The 19422-nt window shown below is 69.7% G+C and carries 16 protein-coding genes and 4 pseudogenes; 7 read left to right on the top strand and 13 right to left on the bottom strand.

Features of this window, described 5'->3' with window-relative positions:
• The first annotated feature begins 64 nt into the window (after nucleotides 1-64).
• Nucleotides 65-910, top strand: a complete 846-nt coding sequence (locus tag ABFX81_RS31260; protein WP_086847451.1) for an NmrA family NAD(P)-binding protein — start codon at nucleotides 65-67, stop codon at nucleotides 908-910.
• A gap of 677 nt (nucleotides 911-1587) precedes the next feature.
• Here ABFX81_RS31260 and ABFX81_RS31255 read toward each other — a convergent pair.
• From ABFX81_RS31255 to ABFX81_RS31230, 6 genes and pseudogenes are all read right to left on the bottom strand, one after another.
• Nucleotides 1588-2808, bottom strand: coding sequence for an alpha/beta hydrolase fold domain-containing protein (locus ABFX81_RS31255; RefSeq protein ID WP_346138983.1), 1221 nt, complete (start codon nucleotides 2806-2808; stop codon nucleotides 1588-1590).
• Between the two features lie 160 nt (nucleotides 2809-2968).
• The gene (locus ABFX81_RS31250; RefSeq protein WP_086847445.1) at nucleotides 2969-3886 is read right to left on the bottom strand and encodes an alpha/beta fold hydrolase; all 918 of its coding nucleotides are present in this window, start codon (nucleotides 3884-3886) and stop codon (nucleotides 2969-2971) included.
• A gap of 207 nt (nucleotides 3887-4093) precedes the next feature.
• Nucleotides 4094-4684, bottom strand: a complete 591-nt coding sequence (locus ABFX81_RS31245; RefSeq protein WP_086847453.1) for a TetR family transcriptional regulator — start codon at nucleotides 4682-4684, stop codon at nucleotides 4094-4096.
• Nucleotides 4685-4736: 52 nt separating this feature from the next.
• Nucleotides 4737-5819: a hypothetical protein gene (locus ABFX81_RS31240; RefSeq protein WP_346138982.1), complete on the bottom strand. Its 1083-nt coding sequence runs from the start codon at nucleotides 5817-5819 to the stop codon at nucleotides 4737-4739.
• A 109-nt stretch (nucleotides 5820-5928) separates the two neighbouring features.
• Nucleotides 5929-6744, bottom strand: coding sequence for an oxidoreductase (locus ABFX81_RS31235; RefSeq protein ID WP_086847447.1), 816 nt, complete (start codon nucleotides 6742-6744; stop codon nucleotides 5929-5931).
• 175 nt (nucleotides 6745-6919) lie between these two features.
• A pseudogene (locus ABFX81_RS31230) lies at nucleotides 6920-7256 on the bottom strand (transposase); the annotation flags it as partial.
• Nucleotides 7257-7297: 41 nt separating this feature from the next.
• On the opposite strand from ABFX81_RS31230, the pseudogene ABFX81_RS31225 reads away from it, so the two are divergent.
• Nucleotides 7298-7423 (top strand): annotated as a pseudogene (locus ABFX81_RS31225) (PPOX class F420-dependent oxidoreductase); the annotation flags it as partial.
• Nucleotides 7424-7488: 65 nt separating this feature from the next.
• Here the strand turns inward: ABFX81_RS31225 and ABFX81_RS31220 are convergent.
• From ABFX81_RS31220 to ku, 4 genes and pseudogenes are all read right to left on the bottom strand, one after another.
• A complete protein-coding gene (locus tag ABFX81_RS31220) occupies nucleotides 7489-10257 on the bottom strand; it encodes an alpha/beta hydrolase (protein WP_086847449.1) in 2769 nt (922 codons plus the stop codon).
• 353 nt (nucleotides 10258-10610) lie between these two features.
• Nucleotides 10611-11080: pseudogene (locus ABFX81_RS31215) on the bottom strand (SDR family NAD(P)-dependent oxidoreductase); the annotation flags it as partial.
• A gap of 333 nt (nucleotides 11081-11413) precedes the next feature.
• A complete protein-coding gene (locus ABFX81_RS31210) occupies nucleotides 11414-12388 on the bottom strand; it encodes an ATP-dependent DNA ligase (RefSeq protein ID WP_346138981.1) in 975 nt (324 codons plus the stop codon).
• A 21-nt stretch (nucleotides 12389-12409) separates the two neighbouring features.
• On the bottom strand, nucleotides 12410-13495 hold the full coding sequence (gene ku / locus ABFX81_RS31205) for a non-homologous end joining protein Ku (protein WP_086850309.1): 1086 nt from the start codon (nucleotides 13493-13495) through the stop codon (nucleotides 12410-12412).
• Nucleotides 13496-13827: 332 nt separating this feature from the next.
• Between ku and ABFX81_RS31200 the strand changes: the two genes are divergently transcribed.
• Nucleotides 13828-14553: a GAF domain-containing protein gene (locus tag ABFX81_RS31200; RefSeq protein ID WP_086850308.1), complete on the top strand. Its 726-nt coding sequence runs from the start codon at nucleotides 13828-13830 to the stop codon at nucleotides 14551-14553.
• A gap of 479 nt (nucleotides 14554-15032) precedes the next feature.
• On the opposite strand, the gene ABFX81_RS31195 is transcribed toward ABFX81_RS31200, so the two are convergent.
• Nucleotides 15033-15263: a hypothetical protein gene (locus tag ABFX81_RS31195; protein ID WP_086850306.1), complete on the bottom strand. Its 231-nt coding sequence runs from the start codon at nucleotides 15261-15263 to the stop codon at nucleotides 15033-15035.
• Nucleotides 15264-15468: 205 nt separating this feature from the next.
• On the opposite strand from ABFX81_RS31195, the gene ABFX81_RS31190 reads away from it, so the two are divergent.
• Complete coding sequence (locus tag ABFX81_RS31190) at nucleotides 15469-15882, top strand: ATP-binding protein (protein WP_086850305.1); 414 nt, start codon at nucleotides 15469-15471, stop codon at nucleotides 15880-15882.
• A gap of 313 nt (nucleotides 15883-16195) precedes the next feature.
• Here ABFX81_RS31190 and ABFX81_RS31185 read toward each other — a convergent pair whose 3' ends face one another.
• A complete protein-coding gene (locus ABFX81_RS31185; RefSeq protein WP_346138980.1) occupies nucleotides 16196-16534 on the bottom strand; it encodes a DUF6233 domain-containing protein in 339 nt (112 codons plus the stop codon).
• Nucleotides 16535-16629: 95 nt separating this feature from the next.
• Between ABFX81_RS31185 and ABFX81_RS31180 the strand changes: the two genes are divergently transcribed.
• Nucleotides 16630-17178 (top strand): hypothetical protein, encoded by a 549-nt coding sequence (locus ABFX81_RS31180; protein WP_346138979.1) that lies wholly within the window; start codon nucleotides 16630-16632, stop codon nucleotides 17176-17178.
• 491 nt (nucleotides 17179-17669) lie between these two features.
• Here the strand turns inward: ABFX81_RS31180 and ABFX81_RS31175 are convergent, their stop codons facing one another.
• On the bottom strand, nucleotides 17670-18116 hold the full coding sequence (locus ABFX81_RS31175) for an anthrone oxygenase family protein (RefSeq protein WP_086850304.1): 447 nt from the start codon (nucleotides 18114-18116) through the stop codon (nucleotides 17670-17672).
• Nucleotides 18117-18206: 90 nt separating this feature from the next.
• Here ABFX81_RS31175 and ABFX81_RS31170 point away from each other — a divergent pair, with 90 nt between their 5' ends.
• Nucleotides 18207-18785 carry a WHG domain-containing protein gene (locus ABFX81_RS31170; protein ID WP_086850303.1) on the top strand — a complete coding sequence of 193 codons (579 nt, stop codon included), beginning with the start codon at nucleotides 18207-18209 and terminating at the stop codon, nucleotides 18783-18785.
• Nucleotides 18786-19019: 234 nt separating this feature from the next.
• Nucleotides 19020-19361 (top strand): annotated as a pseudogene (locus tag ABFX81_RS31165) (transposase); the annotation flags it as partial.
• Between the last annotated feature and the right edge of the window lie 61 nt (nucleotides 19362-19422).

Below are 19422 nucleotides of genomic sequence, written 5' to 3'. Positions count from 1 at the left end.
TTTTGACCGTACCCCCATTAGTGCAGTTGATGTAACTGGTGCGTCGCATGCACTAATGGGCGCCATGACCTACGTGATTCATGGCGCCACCGGCGCCCAGGGTGCCCCCGTCGTCGCTGCTCTCGCCGCCGCGGGCAAGGCCGTTACCGCCCTGACCCGAAACGCCGACGCCGTCGTGGACGGCGCGCAGCGCGTCGCAGCCGTCGGCTACGGCTCCACAGCGGAACTGACGGAGGCATACCGCGGCGCTGACGGGGTGTTCGTCCACCTGCCGGTGGTCTCCGAGGAGGACCGCCAGACCTACGCGCGCAACATCGTCGCCGCCGTCCGCGCAGCCCGCCCAGCCCGAGTGGTGTTCTCCACCAGCGGTGCCCCGACCGACCCCGAAACCGGCGGCGCGACCGCAGCACTGGTCAGCGGCCTGGCGGACATCGGGGTGTCCCATGCGGTGATCGCGCCCACGTTCTACCTGGAGAACCTGCTCATGCCCTACGTCATCGACACGGTCCGCGAGCGAGGCGTGCTGCCCTACCCGATCCGCGCCGACTTCCCCGCCTCCTGGGCGTCACACCTGGACGTCGCCGACGCCGTCCTCGCTCTCTTCGACCGCCACGACATCACCGGCGTGGTCTCCGTCGGCCAGTTCCCGGCGATCACCGGACCGGACCTGGCCGAGGCGTTCGGTGCCCACTTCGTCCAGGACGTGGTCTTCGAGCAGATCACCCCCGAGCAGTTCCGCCGCTCCGTCACACCCCTGATCGGCGAGGGCCCCGCCGCCGACGTGGCCGGAGCCTACGCGGCCATGAGCACACTTCCGGACCGCTCGATCACACCCGAGAACTCCGCCCAGAAACTGCTCGGCATCACCCCCCGCACCACTGGTCAGTGGCTGACCGACATCGGCCTCTGACCCGAACCGCTGTCGGCTTCGGCCGAGTTCGTCGACAGGGCTTGGCAAGCCGCCGTACTCGACGGACGGTCTGCCAAGCCCTCAAGTAGTGCCGACCGGCCGCGCCAGGACCCGCCTCGGCACCATGCCGCGTGCCCTCTGCGGTCGTGGGCCGGCGCCCGGCCGGTGGCCGTTCGCGACGCACGGGAGGGCGGGATCTCGGCGGGCAAGCGCAAGACGAATGAGGCGGGATGGTCGACCGGCCTGCGCGGTGCACCGGACAGCGGGCTGCTCCTCTGGCTGAGGCGCCCGCCGCGGCCGCCTCGGTCCAGTTCGTGCCGCTGCCCCCCGCGTACGCGAACACCATGAGCCGCTCAGCCGGTGCGCATCCGGATGGAGACACACGCCAGGGTCCACGAAGGCCATGTGGCGCTCGGGCCCTGACGGATCGAGACGGGATTGACCGCTGGACCATCCGGTTCAAGGCACCCGAGGCCCTGCGGCCCGCTGCCCCGGCAGGGTGCTCGTCTCTGTCAGGCCCGTGGCAGCATGCCGAAGGCTTTGTCACCCGGCTTGAACGGGGTGACTCCGGTGCCGACGGCCTCGACGACTCCGCAGATGTCGTCCGGGCACCACTGGCCGCCCGATCCCGTTTCGCACGGAGTCCTGAGTCGGTCTGCCTTCATTCTCGGTCGGTCTCACAGCGCGCCCTTCAGCGCCCGTGCCTGCCTCCGCCAGAACTCCCGCGAGACCTCGGCCTTGGGAAACACGAGGTCGAAGCCGTGGAAAGCGCCGGGGACGACGTCGAGGTCGCAGGGGACGCCGCTGTCACTGAGCCGGCGCGCGTACGCGACGTCTTCGTCGTGGAAGAGATCGAGGGTGCCGACGCCGATCCAGGCCGGGGGAAGACCGGTGAGATCCTCGCGGCGGGCGGCGGCCGTGTACGGGGAGACGTTGGGGCCCGCGACGGCGTCGCCGAGGTAGGACGACCAGCCGTACCGGTTGCTCTTGGGCGTCCAGACGCGCACCTTGAGGGTGTCCAGGTCGGTTCTCGTCGTCGTGCGGTCGTCCAGCATGGGGTAGAGGAGCAGTTGGAACACAGGGCGGATCGCGGCCCGGTCATGGGCGAGCAGTGCGAGGGCGGCGGCGATTCCGCCGCCTGCGCTGGCACCGCCGATCGCGATGCGATCGATGTCGATGTGCAGGTCGCTCGCGCGCTCGGCCAGTCCGCGCAGCGCGGCGTAGGCGTCCTCGACCGCGGCGGGCGCGGGATGGTCCGGCCCCAGTCGATAGCGAACAGCGGCGACGGTGATGCCGAGCTCGCGGGCGAAGGCGATGTTCGTACGGTCGTCCTGCTCGGGTGCGCCGAAGATCAGCCCGCCTCCGTGTATCCAGAGCAGCGCCGGAGCCGCTGTCTTCAAGCCGGTCGGCTGGAAGACGCGGAGCGAGACGGGCGGTGCGTCCTTCGGCCCGGGCACGACTATCTCCTGAACCGTGACGTCCGGCCCTGGATCGGTCGAGCGCCACTTCACGCTCCGCACGATGCGCGACGACAGACGTCCGTAGGACACATTGGGGATGAAGCGACCTCGTTTGAGATCGGGGTGGAAGGTATTCATCGGGTCCTCGTTTCCCCTCATCGAGGGTGTATGGATTCGTCTGGCCACCCAGCGGGTGGTCGGCGTCAAGCGTGGGGACGGTTGTGAAGCCGGTGCGACACCGACGATGGGAAGGCCGGCGCGCATCTGCGTGAGACTCTCGCGAACCAGATCGGGCAGTGAGACGTCGGTATCACCCGTTGGCCACTTCTCGACGGGCGTCCGTAGCGCGGCGGATACCACGTCGGCCATCAGACGCGGAGCCGTGTCGCGTTCGGCGTCGGTGCGCTCGGCGACGAGCTCGGTGAGCTGCCGCGTCACGCGCCGAACTCTGGCGTCGCCGTCGCCGTCGCCTGCCGGACCGGGACGAGATCGCGGGCGTCGCGGACCTGCGCGCCACCGCAGGCCATGTCGGCGTCCGTCCATCGTCCCGATCCGGCAGGCGCGCGGATCTTGCGACTGCCGCGCCCGTACCGCTCGCTCAGATCTTGGTCTTCTCCCGGACCCAGGCGCCGATCTGGGCGATGGCGGCGTCGGTCTCCGGAATCCGGCCGGCGCCGTAGACGTACGAGTGCTGGCCGCCGGGGACCACCACGGTCGCCGTGTCGATTCCGGCGTCCTTGACGCGGGCGGCGAACTCCTCGTCCTCGCCGGCCAGGACCTCGTAGGTTCCCCAGGAAACGAGGGTCGGGGGGAGACCGCTCAGGTCCGCCCTGTTCAGGTTGATCCGGGTGTCCGTGAACTCGATGCCTGTGCCGCCGATCCAGGCATCCCGGAAGAACTCCAGCAGATCCTTGCTGAGTATCTTGTCCGTCTCGGCCTTGGTCACCATGGTCTCGTTGGCGATCTCCAGGTCGCACCAGGGGGAGATCGACACGATGGCGCCCGGCAGCGGCTGCTTCTTGTCGCGGAGGCGAAGCGCCAGGGCGACGGCGATGAACCCGCCGATCGAGTGGCCGATCGTGATGATGTTCCCCGGCTCGTACCCCTCGGACAGCAGCCAGTTGAAGGCCGCCTCCGCGTCGTCCACCTGGGCCGGGTACTTGTGTTCCGGTGCTCGCCGGAAGTCCAGGACCAGTACGGGCGCCCCGGCTGCCTTGGCGATATGGCCGGCGAGCTTTCGGTCGACGAACGCCGACGACAGGACGGAGCCTCCGGCGTGACCATGCAGGAGCACGTAGTCGGTGTTGGCGTCGACGGGTTCGCACCAGATTCCCAACACACCACCCGCGTCGACCTCCCGGTAGGTGACGCCTTCCGGCTCCCGGGCCGCGAGATGGACTTGCTCCGCCTGGATGCGCGCCGCATCCAGCTCGGACGGGGGATTCTGCCCTGTGGCCAGCCATTCCGCGAATTGGATCGCTTCCGGGCTCAGTTCAACAGCGGCGTGCTCAGACATGTGGTACCTCCATGGGGCCATTTGGCATACCGGCCCGCCAGGACCGGTATCGCCGGGGTTTGTCAGGCGGTGTGGGTGGGGTGGTCGGTGTGGCCGTTCTCGTCTGCCACGGCGGTGGCGGCCTCGACGGCGAAGCGGATGCGGTTGTCGAGCGAGCCGCCGACTTTGGTCACCGGACCAGCTTCTGATCGGTACGCGGATGGCGTCTCAGTTGTGCTGCTCGGCATCCAGCAGTGTGAGGGCGTTGCGGATGCCCTGTTCGAGGAGTTGGTCGGCGAGCTGCCGGTCGGTCAGGGCACGAGAGAGTTGCAGTGTCCCGGCCAGCATGCCGAGGAGGCCAAGTGCCTGCACACGCGCCGACGGAGGATCGTGAGGTGCCAGGCGGGCGGCGAAGTCGTCGATGAGGACCAGCGCGCCGTCGGTGTATGCCTGCCGGGTGGGATCCGTGGAGCGTGCGATCTCGTCGAGCAGGGCGGCGTTGGGGCAGCCGTCCTCGATGTTGTCGCGCTGCTCGGTGGAGAAGTACCAGCGCACGACCTGCTCGAGTCCGGCACGGCCGGGCGCCGCCTGCGCGACGATGTTCGCGTGCTGTGCGCGCATCTGGTCGGCGACCGCGGTGGCGACGAGTTGGTCCTTGGAGGCGAAGTAGGCGTAGAAGGTGCCGTTGGTCAGGCCCGCGTCCTTCATGACCGTGGCGACTCCGGAGCCGTCGATGCCGTTGAGCTTGAGCCGGCGGCCGGCCGTCGTGATGATCCGCTGCCGTGTCTCCTGTTTGTGTTCTTTCGTGTATCGCACGATGTGTTCCTTCATGGGAGCCGAGGCATGTGCCCCGGCTGCCGCCCTGGTCAGGTCAGCGTGCCGCGCCTGCAAGGAGAGCGGGGAAGTTGATCCTGGCGGTCTGCAGTTTGGGGTCGTGGGGCTCGGGGACCCCGCCGTCGGTGATGTACAGCCGGTCGCCGCGGACCGCGGTGGCGGAGGGTGAGGCGAGGCCGTCCGCGCTGGTCAGGACGGTCTTGTAGGTGCCGTTCTGGTAGATCACCACAACCCTGTCCGGACCGTTCTGCGAGGAGGAGCCGTTCTGCGCCGCGAACACCACATCGGAGCGGGGGGTCAGGAAGCTGAGGTCGTCGATGTTGGGCAGGCCGCCCGCGACCAGGCGGATGGGGCCGGCCGAGCCGGTGGTGGTGACCGGTGCCCGCAGCAGCGTTCCCTTGTTGAAGTTGCTGATCCACAGGGCGCCGTTGTGGAACCTGAGGCCGTTGGCGCCGATCGGCAGGGCTTCGGTCGGCACCGGGGCGAGAGCGGCGTCGGTCAGCCACGGGGTCGCCGATCCGCCCGAGACCGGCACGGACCAGATGGTGCCCTTCAGGCTGTCCGCGATGTAGAGGGTGCGTCCGGCCGGGTCGATGGCCAGCCCGTTGGGGCCCGCGTCGGCGGGCAGAGCGGCGATGCGCTGCGGAGTACCGTCCGGGAGCAGCGTGTACACGCCGTTCCTGGCCGCGTTGCCCGGGGCCCACACGCTGTAGAAGACGGTGCCGTCACTGGCCCGGGTGTTGCCGCTGATCGCCTCACCCACCTGCCCGGTGACCAGCACCGTGCGTTCTCCGGACGGGGAGATGCGCATCAGCTGCGGTCCATGGGTGCGCTCGCACACCGCGCAACTGCCGAGCATCGACAGGATCACTGAGCCGTCGGGGTTGACGGTGATGTTCTCGGGGATCTCGCCCGCCGCGTAGTCGAACGTCGCCGCGGTCGTTACGTCGGTGACAACGGATCTGCTGTACGAGTCTTCCGTCCCTGCCGACGCGGACGGCGCCGACCCCAGGACGGTCGCCGTCGCGGTGATCGCCACGGCGATTCCGGCGTTCGTCTTCAGGAAACGCCGTGCGCTCGATGCACTGCGCCGGGCCGTTTGCTGGGGTTGCTGGTGCATGACTCTCCTCGGTAAACCAACGAGTGACTGATCAATGGACCTTCGGCGGCATCAGCGATGCCGGGTGTATGTGGGACCCGGACGGGTTCGGGCACGCGAAAGGAGAGCGTCACTTCGGCATCCGGTTGAATCTGCGGACGATGCGGTCGAAGATCCGGGCCGGAAGGACGCGGTGGAGCACGCTGATGCTTGCGGCCGTCGAGCCGGCGGTGCGCCGCAGTTTCGGGTTCCGGTCGGTGGCCGCCGCGACGATCACCTTGGCCACGACGGCGGGATCGTCGCCCCCGCTGGTGTTTTTCGCCAGCACCTCGTCGAAGGTGCGCCGTCCCGACGCGTAGAGCGGCAATGGGGTGTCGCCCTGCACGCTGTGGTCCCCGAACGGGGTGTTGATCGGGCCGGGCTCGACGAGCAGGATCCGGACGCCGTGCTCGCGGACCTCGTGGTCCAGCGACCCGGAGTAGCCCTCGGCCGCGTGCTTGGTCGAGGTGTAGATGGCCATGAACGGGCTGGGGACGAACCCGCTGAGGGAGGAGACGTTGATGACGCGTCCGCGCCGTTGAGTGCGCATGTGCGGCAGAACCGCCTTGGTCATCCGCATGATGCCGTAGACGTTGACGTCGAAGACCTCCCGCGTCCGGGCGACGGAGAACTCCTCGGCGGCGCCGTTGGCGCCGACGCCGGCATTGTTGACCAGGACGTCGATGCGCCCGAACCGGTCGATCACCTGCTTGACCACGGAGGCGACCGATTCGTCGCTGGTCACGTCGAGGTCGAGGTAGGTCACCCCGGCTGGCGCGGTGACTCGCGCGGTGTTGCGAGCGGTTCCGATCACCTCGAAGCCCGCCGCGGCGAAGGCGCGAGCCGTCTCCTTGCCGATCCCCGATGAGGCACCTGTCACGAGTGCCACCGGCCGAGTAGCCGCCATCACGAGCTCCCTTGTTTGAATTACGACCGTAAGTCTTACGTTCGTACGACCATAAGGTGGTCGTCGGGTCGATGGCAAGTGGTCACGCCCGGCGATCCGAGAAAGACCTGAGAAAGATCCGGAGACGTTGGGTGCGTTATGGGAAGCAACGCCTGAGTCTTGCTGCGCCGGTTGACTAGGAGCCTGCGGTAGTGATCAGGGTGCAGGCGATGCTCATGAAGGCGAGAAAGCGTTCCGCTTTGCGCTCGTAGCGCCGGTGGAGACGTCGGCAGCCAGCGAGCCAGGCCATGGTGCGTTCGACGGTCCAGCGGTGCCGGCCCAGTCGCGCGGAGGTCTCGATGTTCCTTGCGGGCGATGCGGCGGGTGATGCCACGCTCGCGTAACCATCGCCGCGGGTGGGAGTAGCCGTAGCCCTTGTCGGCGTGGAGTTTTCCCGGTCGCAGTCGCCGTCGCCCACGGGAACGGATCGGTGGTATGCCCATGACCAGGGGGATCAGTGCCTTGCTGTCATGCAGGTCTTCGCAGCCAGTACCTCCCGATCACGATGGCGCCGTCGGCCACCGCCCGCTACCGGCAGCTCCTGGCCCGCAGGCACGGCGCCCTCGTCCGGCTCACGCTCTTCGGCAGCAGGCTGCGCCGGGGGCTGGACGGGACGGTCGGGATCCGCGTGACCTGGTGAAGCGCGGGGCCCGGACAGACCGAACCCCGCGCAAGAGGGTGCTCACGATCCCTCGTACATCGTGCTTACGGCTTGTCGAGCACCGTCCCCGTCAGCACCGGCCTGTCGGGCAGCGGCTCGGCGTTCCTGTCGGTCAGTGCGAGTCGCATCGACTCGGTCGGCTCGGCCACCTGATCCCGCACGATCGGCACGGCGAAGTCCACGCTGCTGCTCCCGGGCGGGATGTTCACCCACACCCACAGGCTCGCGTCGGACAGCGGACGCTCGGGGTCGGGCACGTCACCGGACGAGTCCTCGAGCCACTGCGGGTCCACGTCCTTGGTGGACAGCTCGGCGCCCTCGGTGACCGGAAGCACCCGCACCGGCTCCCAGAGGTCCACCGCAGCAGGCGCGTCCACGGACAGCCGCCAGGTCAGCGTCTCTCCCTCGGTCACCCGGTCCGCGACCGGCGACAGGGTGATCACAGGCTCCGGGTCGTCGTTCTCGACGATGATCCCGCCCCGGTACTTGCCGACGACGGCGTTGCGGACGGCCTTGACGGCGATGTCGTGCTCCACGTCGTCGCCGTAGACCGTGTCGCCCTTCACCTCGACCGGCACGTCGATCGCGTCACTGCCGGGCCGTACGGTCACGAGGCGGTTCTCGGACCGGCCGCTGTCCGGGTCGAGGACGTACACGCGGACCTGCCCGCTGCCGTGCCCGGAGATCTCGACCGGGATCCGGTACGTGCGGGTCCCCGAGTCGCCCTCTTTGACGATCGTGCGGCCCACGTCGACACGCGCCAGTGCGGCCGCCTTCACCGCCGAAGTGCCGGGCGTCCAGCCCCAGGCGTCCATCAGCCAGGCCCGCCCGGACCGCGAACGGGGCGTCAGCTCAAGGGACTTGACATGCCTGAGATCGAGCCCGGCCCGGGTCGCGGCCGACAACGGGACGCGCAGCTCCTGAGCCCAGTGGGAGGCGGTGTTCGCGGAGCCCGGGAGCCCGTCCACCCGGACCGAGCCCAGCGTCACCCGACGGTTGGAGGAGTCGGTGACGGACACGTCGAACTTCGTGCCGGTCGTGTTCGGCGGTACGAAGACCCGCAGTGCCAGCTTCTGGGAGCCGCGGAGGGAGAGCGGCTTGGCCGGAGTGATACGCGCGGCCCGGCCCGGCGCGGACCACTTCAGGTCCACCGCACTGCGCCCGGTCTCCTGTTCCGTCTCCCACGACGCGAAGTGCGGTGACGATCCGACGGTCTCCGGGTCCAGACAGGCCACGGCCGGGTCGGGGTCGATCGCCGAACACAGCCGGGCGCCGGTCACCTTCGCCCCGCCGTCCGGCAGGAAACCACCGCTGCGGCGGCCGCCGACCGCGTGGGTCAGCACCCGGGCCGGGCCCGCGGACGGGGCCCGCTTTCCGGAACCGTCGAGCAGCGGACGCACCCGATCGTCCCCGGCGAGGAAGAGCCGGGCCGCCGCGGCGATGTACGTGGCGCCCGCCTTGTGCTGCTGGGCGGCGGTCAGCCGGGTCGCGGCACCCGGTGTGCACACCGGGTCCGGCTGCTCCGGGTCGGTCCCGAAGTCGTCCATGGCCGGTGCGACGGCCTCGCCCGGGGTCCACTCGCTGTTGAAGTAGTTGTGGTTGGCGCCGACCATGTAGACCGCGCTGTGCAGTGCCGTGCCCCGGCTGATCCCGCGCGTCCCGTCGACGAAGTCCTGGCCCTGCAGGTCCGACACGTCGCCGTCGCAGCCCGGCAGCAGGGTCACGGACGGCACGTCGGCGACTGGATTCTGGCCGAAGATCGTCGGTCCGATGAGCACAGTCCCGCGCACCTTCCAGCGCACCGGGCCTCGATAGCCGTCCTCGGCGGCCGGCGGCCGGTAGAGGCTGTCCATAGCGGCCCGGTTGACGCCCTCGCCACCGCGCGAGTGGCCGACGAGCAGGACGCGGGAGAGGTCCGCCTTCGCCGCCTGGCGTATGACGGCCGGGGCGGAGGAGCGATGGGCGGTCCAGTCGGCCCAGCGGGCGAGGTGCTGCCGTACCAGCGAGGAACGCGCCTGCGCGCCGGCGTCCTCGGCCTCGTTGTCCTGGGCATTGATGCCGTTCGCCGAGATCGACACCGTCACATAGCCCTGGGAAGCGAGCAGTTGCTGGTCGCGCAGATAACCCAGGTAGCTCGGGATCGGCTTGTAGCCGTCCGCACAGGGCCAGTCGCCGGTCACGTCGTCCTCGGAGCCCGGCTTGTAGCAGGTGCCGTGGCGGCCGTGCAGGAACAGCGCGAGCGGCCGGCTGCCGGTGGCACCCTTCGGCGCCACCACCTTGGCGGTCATCTCCACCGGGGTGTCGAACCCGGGCAGGCGCACCGGGGCGAGGTCGTACTTCCCGGTGACCGTGCGGTACGAGCCGGGTCTGCCCGGATCGACGCCGTTCGCGGGCGCCTGCGCGGGCATTCGTGCCACGCGCGAGCCGGACCTGTGCCTGTCATCGGCCGACGCGTCCAGTCGGCGCCCCGCGGCCGTCACTTGAAGGTCCGTCAGCTGCTCGGGCCGCGTCTCGCCGAGGGCGAGCCGGAAGGTCCGCCCGTCCCTCGCCGGTTTCGGCATCCCGAGCAGCCGGTCCCCGGTACGGAACTCAACTCGCGCATCCCCCATGGGCACGGCCTTCGGCGCACGCCAGACCAGCTCGCGCGCCCCGCCCTCCCCGCCGATCCGCCACCCCGGCGGGAGGGGGTTGTCGTCCGTCGTGCTCAACAGCCCCGGTTCTCGGGACTGTTCAGCTTGTGCCAGTCCGGGCGAGCCCGCCAGGGCCGCCAGCACCGCCACGGCGGTCACACATATTCGCCGGGCACGGATCAATGATCCTCTCCTCAAACCCCGTGCGCAGACGTCCCGTCTGTCCCGGGCGCCTCTCGCGTCACCTAGGACGGGGGAGGAGTGTCTGTGGGTTGTCTGTGAGGAGACGCCGATAGCGGGCGAGTGATTCGATCAAGCCAGTGCAGCTGATCGCTCTCCGGAACGTCGCCGCGCAGCATGCTGGTTGCCACGTCTTCGAGCGCGAACCGGATGACCAGGTGGGGGTGAGAAGCGGTGTGGTGAGCTGACGGCCTACGCCCAGGCCGGAGCCATGTTCAGCGCCTCGTTCGGCGACGACTGGGCGGATGCCGCGTCGCCGCGGGCATCAGTGAGGCGTCACCTTGCCTGCGAGCTGATCACCTCGCCTGGGCGAGCCAGACCGCGTCGGGACCGGCCGGGAATCGCAGCTGGCCAGTCGTGTCGTGCACGGCTCGCCACACCGCCTCGGCGACGTCGCTCTCCGTGGTGAACAGGTCCTGGCCCGTGAAGTCGCCCATGGCCTTCTTCGCCCATGGTGCGCAAGGCGCCGGGACCGGCTCGTCCAGCGAGGCGCCGTTCGTCGCGTCGGCCGCGAAGTTCGTCGTCAGGCAGGCGCCCGGCGGGACCGTCTTGGCCTGCACACCGAAGGGCGCGAGCTCGAGCGCGAGGGATGCGGTGAACCCCTCGATGGCCATCTTGCTCGCCATGTAGACGGCCGAGAGCGGCATGTGGCCCAGCACCACGCTGGAGGTCACGTTGACCTCACGCCGAACGTGTTGGTTTCGAAGACTTCCCGCACTCGGGCCATGGGGGTGCCCTCGAACACACCCGAACTGCGCGCGCTGGCAGGCCGACAGCAGCGCAACGTCGTCTAGGGGGATGTTCAGCGCGGGGAGCGGAAGGTTTGGCTGACGCCGCGGGTCTAGGCTGGCGTGCCCACAGAGGTGCCCCCCGGCGTCTTCACCCGACCGGACGCGGCTGGGCACGTGTGCTGACATACCGCACGCGCCAGGGCCCCACTTATTTAGTGACCGGTTTCATGGCCGCTGGCAACAGGGGGAGCCGCCGCGGCCGTACCTCTGCGTCTTGCACTGGCACGTGCGCACGCACGACACGACGCGAATGACACGCCTGTTTGATCATGGAGTGGTGCCCGGGTGCCATGGCCTGCGACGACCTGTCACGGCGGCGACGTCGGGGGGACGTCGGTGGGGGAGAGGTCGGTTCGGGGGCGGTGCAGGCGTGCGGGGTGGCGCCACCGGCCGGCGGTGTCGCGGGCGACGTCGACGTCGACCTCCACCACGAGCTCGGGACGTACGAGCGTGACGTCCAACGTCTGTCTGGTGCCCCATCCGGCGGCGAACGACCAGCCCGTCCACGGGTGTCCGGGCCGGGCCGGAGCGAGAAGGCCGGCGAGTGTGCCGCTGGTCTTCTCGGCGAGGGTGGTGGTGTGGCCGGTGTACTGAAGGCGCCCTCGGGCGTCGTACCTGCCGAGGAGCAGACTGCGCGGAGAGGCCAGGGCGCCCGTGACCGCGCCGACGATCGCCTCGGTCGTCTCCCGAACCTTGTACTTACGCCAGCCCCTCACTGACGGCTGATACGTACTGTCCAGCCGCTTGTGGACCACGCCTTCCATGCCGACCGCCGCCCATGTCAGCCACTCGCGCACGGTGTCCGGGTCGGTGGTCGACGGGCACAGCGTCCACGGCGCCGACAGCCGCCGCCCGGCGAACAGCGACTCCAGTGCGGCCCGGCGCCGCCGGTACGGCCAGAGGGTCGTGTCCGTCCCGGACAAGCGGAGCAGATCGAAGGCGACGAAGTGGGCCGGCCACTCGGCAGCCGCACGGGCCGCCCCCGCCCCACGCCGCTGCAACCGGTCCTGCAACCGCTCGAACGCCAGGCGGCCCGCGGCGTCCCATACGACCAGCTCGCCGTCCAGCGCGGTCGCGTCCGGCAGTTGCGCTGCGACGGCCACAACCTCCGGGAACGCGGTGGCCAGCTCGGCGCCGCGCCTGGAGCGCAGCACCACCTGCCTCGCATCGACGGAGACGAGTGCCCGGAACCCGTCCCATTTCGGTTCCGCGGCCCAGCCCGGCCGCAGATCGGGATCCGGCACGGGGGAGCTGAGCATCGGCTCCGGCAGCGTCCACGACATGGCGTGCGACCCACGTGCAGATCAGGCGGCGCTCTTCTTCCGGCGGCGCCCGGCTCGGGCGAGGGCGTCGATCAGTTCTTCCCGGCTCATCTTCGACCGGCCGGGGAGGTCCTGCTCGGTGGCACGTTCGTACAGCTCGGCCTTGCTCAGCTGCCGCAGCTCGGTCTTGCCCGGGCCGCGCCGGCTGCCGGAAGCGGACGAGGCGCGGGCCGTCTTCGGCGGCGCCTTCTGGGCGGCGGTCTTCTTCGCACCCTTCGCGGCCGGTTTCCGGGCGGCCTTGCGGGCCGGGGCCGTCTTCTGCTGCCGTGGCTGGCCGCCCGCGTGGCGGCCGCGGGCGGCGTCGATGCTGCCCTGCAACACCTGCATCAGGTCGACCACGTTGGTCGCCTCAGGGGGCTCTTCGGCCGCCGCGATCTCCTGGCCCTCGGCCTTCGCCTTCACCAGCTCGCGCACGTTCTCCTGATAGGTGTCGTGGTAGCGGGACGGCTCCCATGGGCCACTGAGGGAGTCGATCAGCTGGAGCGCCATGTCCAGCTCCTTGCCCTTGCCCGCCCGGCCCGCAGGAAGCTCGGGCAGTTCCTGGCCCGGGTCACGGACCTCGTCAGCCCAGTGGAGGGTCTGGAGTACCAGGACGTTGTCCTCCGCGCGCAGTGCGGTCAGGTACTGCTTGCCGCGCATCACGAAGGTGGCGATGCCGACCATGTTCGCCTGGGCCAGTGCCGCCCGCAGCAGCTCGTAGACCCTGGTGTACTCCGCGCCGCGCGGGGCGAGGTAGTAGGTGCGGTCAAAGTAGACCGGCTCGATCTCCTCCAGGGCGACGAAGTCGGAGATCTCGATGGTCTGGGAGCGGCCGGGCGCGATCTGGTCCAGCTCGTCGGGCTCCACGATGACGTACTCGCCCTCGCCCACCGCGAATCCCTTGACGATGTCCTCGCCGTCGACTGCCTTGCCGGTGCGCTCGTTCACCCGCCGGTTCCGGATCCGGTCGGAGGTGCCCCGCTGTAGCTGGTGGAAGTGGACCGTGTGGTCCTCGGTCGCCGCGTAGAGGCCGACGGGCACGGTGACCAGCCCGAACGACACCACACCGGTCCAGATCGCCCGTGCCATGACCACCCACTCCCATACCTGCTCTGCCGGCGCACCGATGGGCTCACGAGCCGCGTGCTGACCTCACGGCCGACGACCCACCGCTGTCCCTTCATGAGACACCGCAGGTCAAAGACCCGCACCTCGTACACCAAGGGGATGCCGCATGTCCGGATCGAACAGTCCGCTGGTCTGTAGGGTGGGTTGGGAGGAGGCCCTGCCGCGCCGGCTGATGTGCCGGTGGTGAGACGGTGGCCGCGCTGGAGATGTTCCTTCGGAGACTGGGCTCCGTCGCCCCGGTGGCATGACACGACGCCTAATAACGGGGCCGACGGCCTCACGAAGGATTACCGGTGAGTTCCGACAACACCTACGACAGTGCTTCCGTCATGCAGTGGCTGCTGGACACGGAGTCGCTGGAGGACTTCCTGCAGTCTCTGGCCGACGCGGCCCTGGAACTGACCCGTACTGAGGGCGCGGGGGTGACGATCGAACGCGATCACCGGCCTCTGACCGTGGCCAGCGCGGGCCCGCCGGCGCTGAAGCTGGATGAGAAACAGTACGGCCAGGACGACGGCCCGTGCCTTCATTCCGCCCGCACCGGCGAAGAGGTCGCCGTCGAGGACATGCTCAGGGAGACCCGCTGGGGCGATTACCCGGCCTACGCCGCGGCCTGCGGGATCCGCTCCTCGCTCTCCCTGCCGATCTCCGCCCGGACCCACACCACCGGCGCCCTGAACCTCTACGCGGGCCCGCCGCACGCGTTCAAGGACGCCGATCTCAGCGCGCTGCGCTCACTGGCCGCGCAGGCCACCGGCGCCATCGCTCTGGCCCAGCGCATCGCCGACGCGCAGGAGTTCGCCGAACAGATGCAGACGGCGATGCAGTCCCGTGGCGTCATCGACCAGGCCCTCGGGGTGGTCATGGGCCAACGCCGCTGCACCGCCGACGAGGCCTTCGGCATCCTGCGCTCCGCCTCCCAGCACCGCAACATCAAACTCCGCGACCTGTGCACGGAACTGATCACCAATCTCACCGGGCAACCCCCCACCAGCCCTGACCTGCGCCCCCGGCCATGAAGAGACGGATCACCGATCTTTCCGTGTGACCCTGCTCGTCGGTCCCTTCTGATCGGGCGGTCGTCGAGGGGGTATGGAGTTGTCGGCGCAGGCCGGGCCGGGAGTGGAGAAGGCAGCCGAAGAGGCCGTCGAGAGCGCGTGTCACCTCGCGGACCTAGTGAACCCGGACGGCTGGAGCACGGTGACCTCCGAAGACGTCCTCGATGCGATCGACCCCCTCACCAAGGCTTTTGGCCGCGCTGAGGCGGAACTCGCACAGGCCCTCGTGGCGGTGGCGCGGCCGCACCATCGAGCGGCCGCCACCATCGCGGTGCGCCGGCGCCTGGGCATTGCGGTGGACGGCCAGGCGCCCGGGCGGGACAACGCGGCGTCGGCGCCCGTAGCGCGCGGCCCGGGACGAAGGCCGCCCAGGGCGTCGTGGGCTCGGTCCGGGCTTGGAGGCATCCGAACGGAGCGCTGAGTAGCTGTTCCTGAGCAGGTCAGGGATTCTTGAGCGTCACGGTCAGCTGAACGCGCGGGTCGACCGAATCCTCTGGCGACTGTGGGTCGATGTCTTCGCTGGTGGGGTGCTGGCAGGCCGGGCACAGCTCATGGTGGCGGTCGAGGGTGACGACGGTGCCCCATTCATGGCAGAGCTTGCAGTCCTGGGCCAGGGTGAGGTCGGGGCGGGGTGATGGGGCCGGCGGGATGGCCGGAGTTTTGTGAGCCATGCGGTGGTGTCCTCAGCGTGGTGAGTGAGTCTCCGAGCCTGCCAGTATTCAGGTGATATGTCTGCATTGGTCTCAAGGGGTGGCATGGATGCCTCCCACTGGCAGGCGAGGCCGATGGGAGCTGGCGGAGGGATTGGTTCCGGATGATGCGGTTGATCCGGGGCAGTCGCTAGGAGGTCTGAGTACCGAACTGCTGGAGATCGCGATGGTGCAGCCGCCTGGGGAAGACAACGAGCCCGTCGATGACGGCGGCATGCGGACGGCTGAGCAGGCCAGGGATGTGACCCGCGGGTTCTTGCTGCTGGCCGCGCCGGAGGGCGGCAGCGCCGGGGACGCGGTGCTGCTGGTGGTGTCGGAGCTGTTCACCAATGCGCTGCTGCATGCCGGCGGGGTGACCGGGTTCCGGCTGGAAGCCGGGCCGGGAACAGTGACGGTGGCGGTGGATGATGCCAGCTCCCTCCGGCCGCAGTCTCTGCCGATGGACGCGGCAAAGCCGGGCGGGTTCGGCTGGCATCTTGTGCAGGACCTGTCGGCGGACGTGCGGGTCCAGGTCCACCCGGCGGGCAAGACAGTGACAGCCATCGTGCCGTGCCCTACGGGCGTCATGCGTCAGGGCTGAACAGGACCGAGCCTCGGGGGCTGGTCAGGAGCGTGTGTCGACGTACCGCACGCCCGAGCCCCACTTCGCCATGGCCGGTCCCATGCGCCGCTGGCACGGAGAGCAGCGGCCGCGGCCGTATGCGTGGGTCTTGCGTGGAGTGTCGAGTTCTGGGCGACCAGCACCGGTCGCCTCAACCGCAGGATATGACCCGAATGAAAAGCTGTTCGATCTCGCGGTGCCCTCGCTGCGGGGCCCGGGGGGTGTGCTGCGCACGTATGTCTTGGCGCGTGTCCGGTGAGGGGCCTTCCTTCATACGTCCCCGGCCGGGCGGTCAGTCGAGGATGCGCAGTTCGATGTCGGGCTGGCAGTGAGGGCAGGCGGGTAGTCCGGAGGCCAGGAGCCGGCGGGCTTCGTCCCGGTCCACGGCACGACGGCGGTTGCCTGCGGCGTAGCAGTTGCCGGCGTGGACTTGGACGGGCGGGCGTCCGGTTCCGATGCCGAGCTGGACGATCCACTCCGGCCTGGCGGGACGGACGCGCAGGCCGTGTTCCCGCTCGGCTTCCCGCCGCTGGAGATCGGCGATCTTGTTGTCGATGCGCGCCAGCCACATCGCGTGCCACACCCTCAGGGTGAGCAGTCGCTCCAGGTCAGGTGGCAGGTCGTCGAACACGTTCCGTCCCGGGTCTTTCACCGCGAGGGCCGCCCTCTCGCATAATCGAATTCTAGTTCGATACCGTGGTCGGGGAGGAGGTGGGTGCGCCGTGGATGCATGTGCGCTGCCCGGACCGGCTGCCAGAGGAGGTCTACCGGCTGGTCCTGGATCAACTCGCGGAGCTCTCGCCGCTGGTGCAGGCGCTGCCTCCGTCCACGGCTCTGGTGGAGCCGAAGGGCGCGCTGCGCTACCACGGCAGCGACGCCCGCCACCTGGGGGAGGCCCTGCTCGTGCGGACACTCTCCCGCCTCGGCGTCGACGTCCGCATCGGCCCCACCATCCCGGTCGCGGCCACCGCCTCCGCCCAGATCGATCCACCCGGCGGCGTCCTCGCCGTCGACCCCGGCCAGGTCGACGCATGGCTCGCTCCGCTGCCGGTCGACGTCCTGCGCGGTATCGGGCCCCGCCAGGCCGACACCTTGCGGGAGTCCGGCATCCACAGCGTCGCCCTGCTCGCCGTCGTCCCGGCCGCCACCGCCTGCTGGGCGGCCGCGCGGGCCGCCTGGCCGCCGACCGGGCCGCGGCGTCGACCCGCGCCCCGTCGTCCTCCGCGCCCTGCCCGAGTCCGTCCCGGTGGAGTTCCTTGTGCAGTGAGACGCTGAGCGAGTACCAAGAACTCGGAGCCTGGCTGTGTTCGACGCCTTCGTTCGTCTTCGGCTTGGCTCGGGCGTTGCGCCAGCGGACGTACGAGGCGATGGCAGCGTTCTGCTCGTCGTGGCTGCGGTGATCGGTGCCGTTGAGGGCGAAGTGGCGCAGGCCTGCGAGCTCCGATTCGATCCAGTCCAGTCAGGAGCCGTAGGCGGGCAGGAAAGTCAACTCGACGTCGTTGCCGGCCATCGACGCGCGGACTTTGGCGCGGCCGACTGGTGCCGCGTCCCGGGCGGGGGTGTGGATGGCTCTCGAACACCCCGGCCGCCCGCGAGCTGGGAGTGACAGCGCGCCGACCCCGATCGTCAGCTTCTCCCAGACGGTGTTGCCTGGGCAGTCGAGTCCAGGTGTTCCCGGCTTTCGCGACAGGCCCCTGGAGCGCGTATCGGGTTGTGGTCAATGAGCGGGTTCTCCCCTTGCGCTGATCGCGTGTCGGCCTGCGGGCTCAGGCGAGGGCGGCGACGAGCAGGGTGAAGGCGGCGATGATGACGGCGACGCGGACGTAGTGGAAGCGGTCCCAGCGGTTCATCTGCTGCTTCCAGTCGGCGGGCCGGTTCTCGGGGGTCCATGTCTTGCCCCGGTTGTTGATCGGGACGAGCAGCAGAAGCGACATGATCACGCTGAGGATCAGCAGCGCACCGGCGGTGACGACGAGGCCGGCGCCGTCGTGGTGCCATCCGGCGATGGCCCAGACCGCGACGAGGACGAGCGAGCCGATGTACCAGACCGGCATCACGGCGCCGAGCATCCGGCCCCCGTGGGCGCGGCCGAGTTGGCCACTGTCCTCGGGGAGGGCGTTGAGGATCGGGTTGATGACGAAGGCGACGGAGAACTCCACCCCCACCATCAGGCCGACGACCACGGTGGTGGACACCTCGAGTGCGTTGAGCATGCTGAACCCTCCAGGATCTAGCGCTGCTAGCTGATGAGGCAACGCTAGTACTACTGCCGCTCGATTGTCTAGCAGTGCTAGGATCGAATCATGTCGGTACATGAACGCAAGCAGCGCGAACGGGCGGGCCGCGAGCGCCTCATCGTGGCGACGGCCCGTGAGCTCGCCGAGCAGCAGGGCTGGGACGCCGTCACCACCCGCCGGCTCGCCGAGCGCATCGAATACAGCCAGCCCGTCCTCTACAGCCACTTCCGCGGCAAGCGCGAGATCATCGGCGCCGTCGCCCTGGAGGGTGCCGCCGAGATGGCCGCGGCGCTGCGGGCCGCGACCTCCGCCGCAGACGGCCCCCGCACCCGTGTCACCGCCCTGGCCCGCGCCTACCTCGACTTCGCCGAACGCAACCCCGCCGTCTACGACGCCATGTTCCAGCTCGACGGCGGCCTGGCGTTCGCACACGAGGACACCCCCGAGCCGCTGAAGGACGCCTTCGCCGCCCTGCTGGAGACTCTCGGCAAGGTCGCCGGGGACGGTGTCCACCCGGGACTGTTCACCGAGGTGTTCTGGGCGGCCCTGCACGGGCTGGCCACCCTGACCCGGGCGCGACGGCTCCCGCCGGAGCACACCGAGCGCAGGGTAGAGCTGCTGGTGGACCGGCTTGCCATGGTCTGACCCTGCCCCAGCGGGACGCAGCCGGGGTCCCCGGACCCGCGCTGCCTGCCTCCGGCATTGCTTCCGGTCACTCGCGCCCACACGGCACAGCCGCAGACCGCCGGGCCCCGTACCCCGACGGGGCACCCGCCCCGGAAGCCGCGGTGGCCATTGATCACAACCCCGTACGCCCCCCCGTGCGCCATTGGCGTACGCCGCACGACCTCCCGGTGTTGGGTACGGGATCTGATCTGCGGCGTGCAGCAACTGCTCGGCCGGGCCCGATGGGATGCCGACGCCGTGCGCGACGACGTGCGCGAGCACGTCCTGGAGCATCTGCATGACGACGGTGCACTGCTGGTGGACGACGAGACCGGGGACATCAAGCAGGGCACGCACACCGTCGGCGCCCAGCGTCAGTACACCGGGCACCGCCGGGAGGATCGAAAACGCGCAAGCCGCTGTCTACCTCGTCTACGCGGGACTGCGCGGGCACGCGGCGGTGGACCGGGAGCTGTACATACCGCACTCCTGGACGTGCGACCCGAACGCTGCCGAGCCGCGGGCCTGGACGAGGACACCGTCTTCTGGACGAGGACACCGTCTTCGCGGCCAAGCCGGAGCCGGCCGCCCTCATGACGGCCGATTTCTCGATGCC

The organism is Streptomyces coeruleofuscus (assembly GCF_039532725.1).
In the GTDB taxonomy this organism is placed as follows: Bacteria; Actinomycetota; Actinomycetes; order Streptomycetales; family Streptomycetaceae; genus Streptomyces; species Streptomyces coeruleofuscus.
The sequence above is the reverse complement of the archived record's forward strand: the minus strand, read 5'-3'. Positions and strand labels throughout refer to the sequence as shown.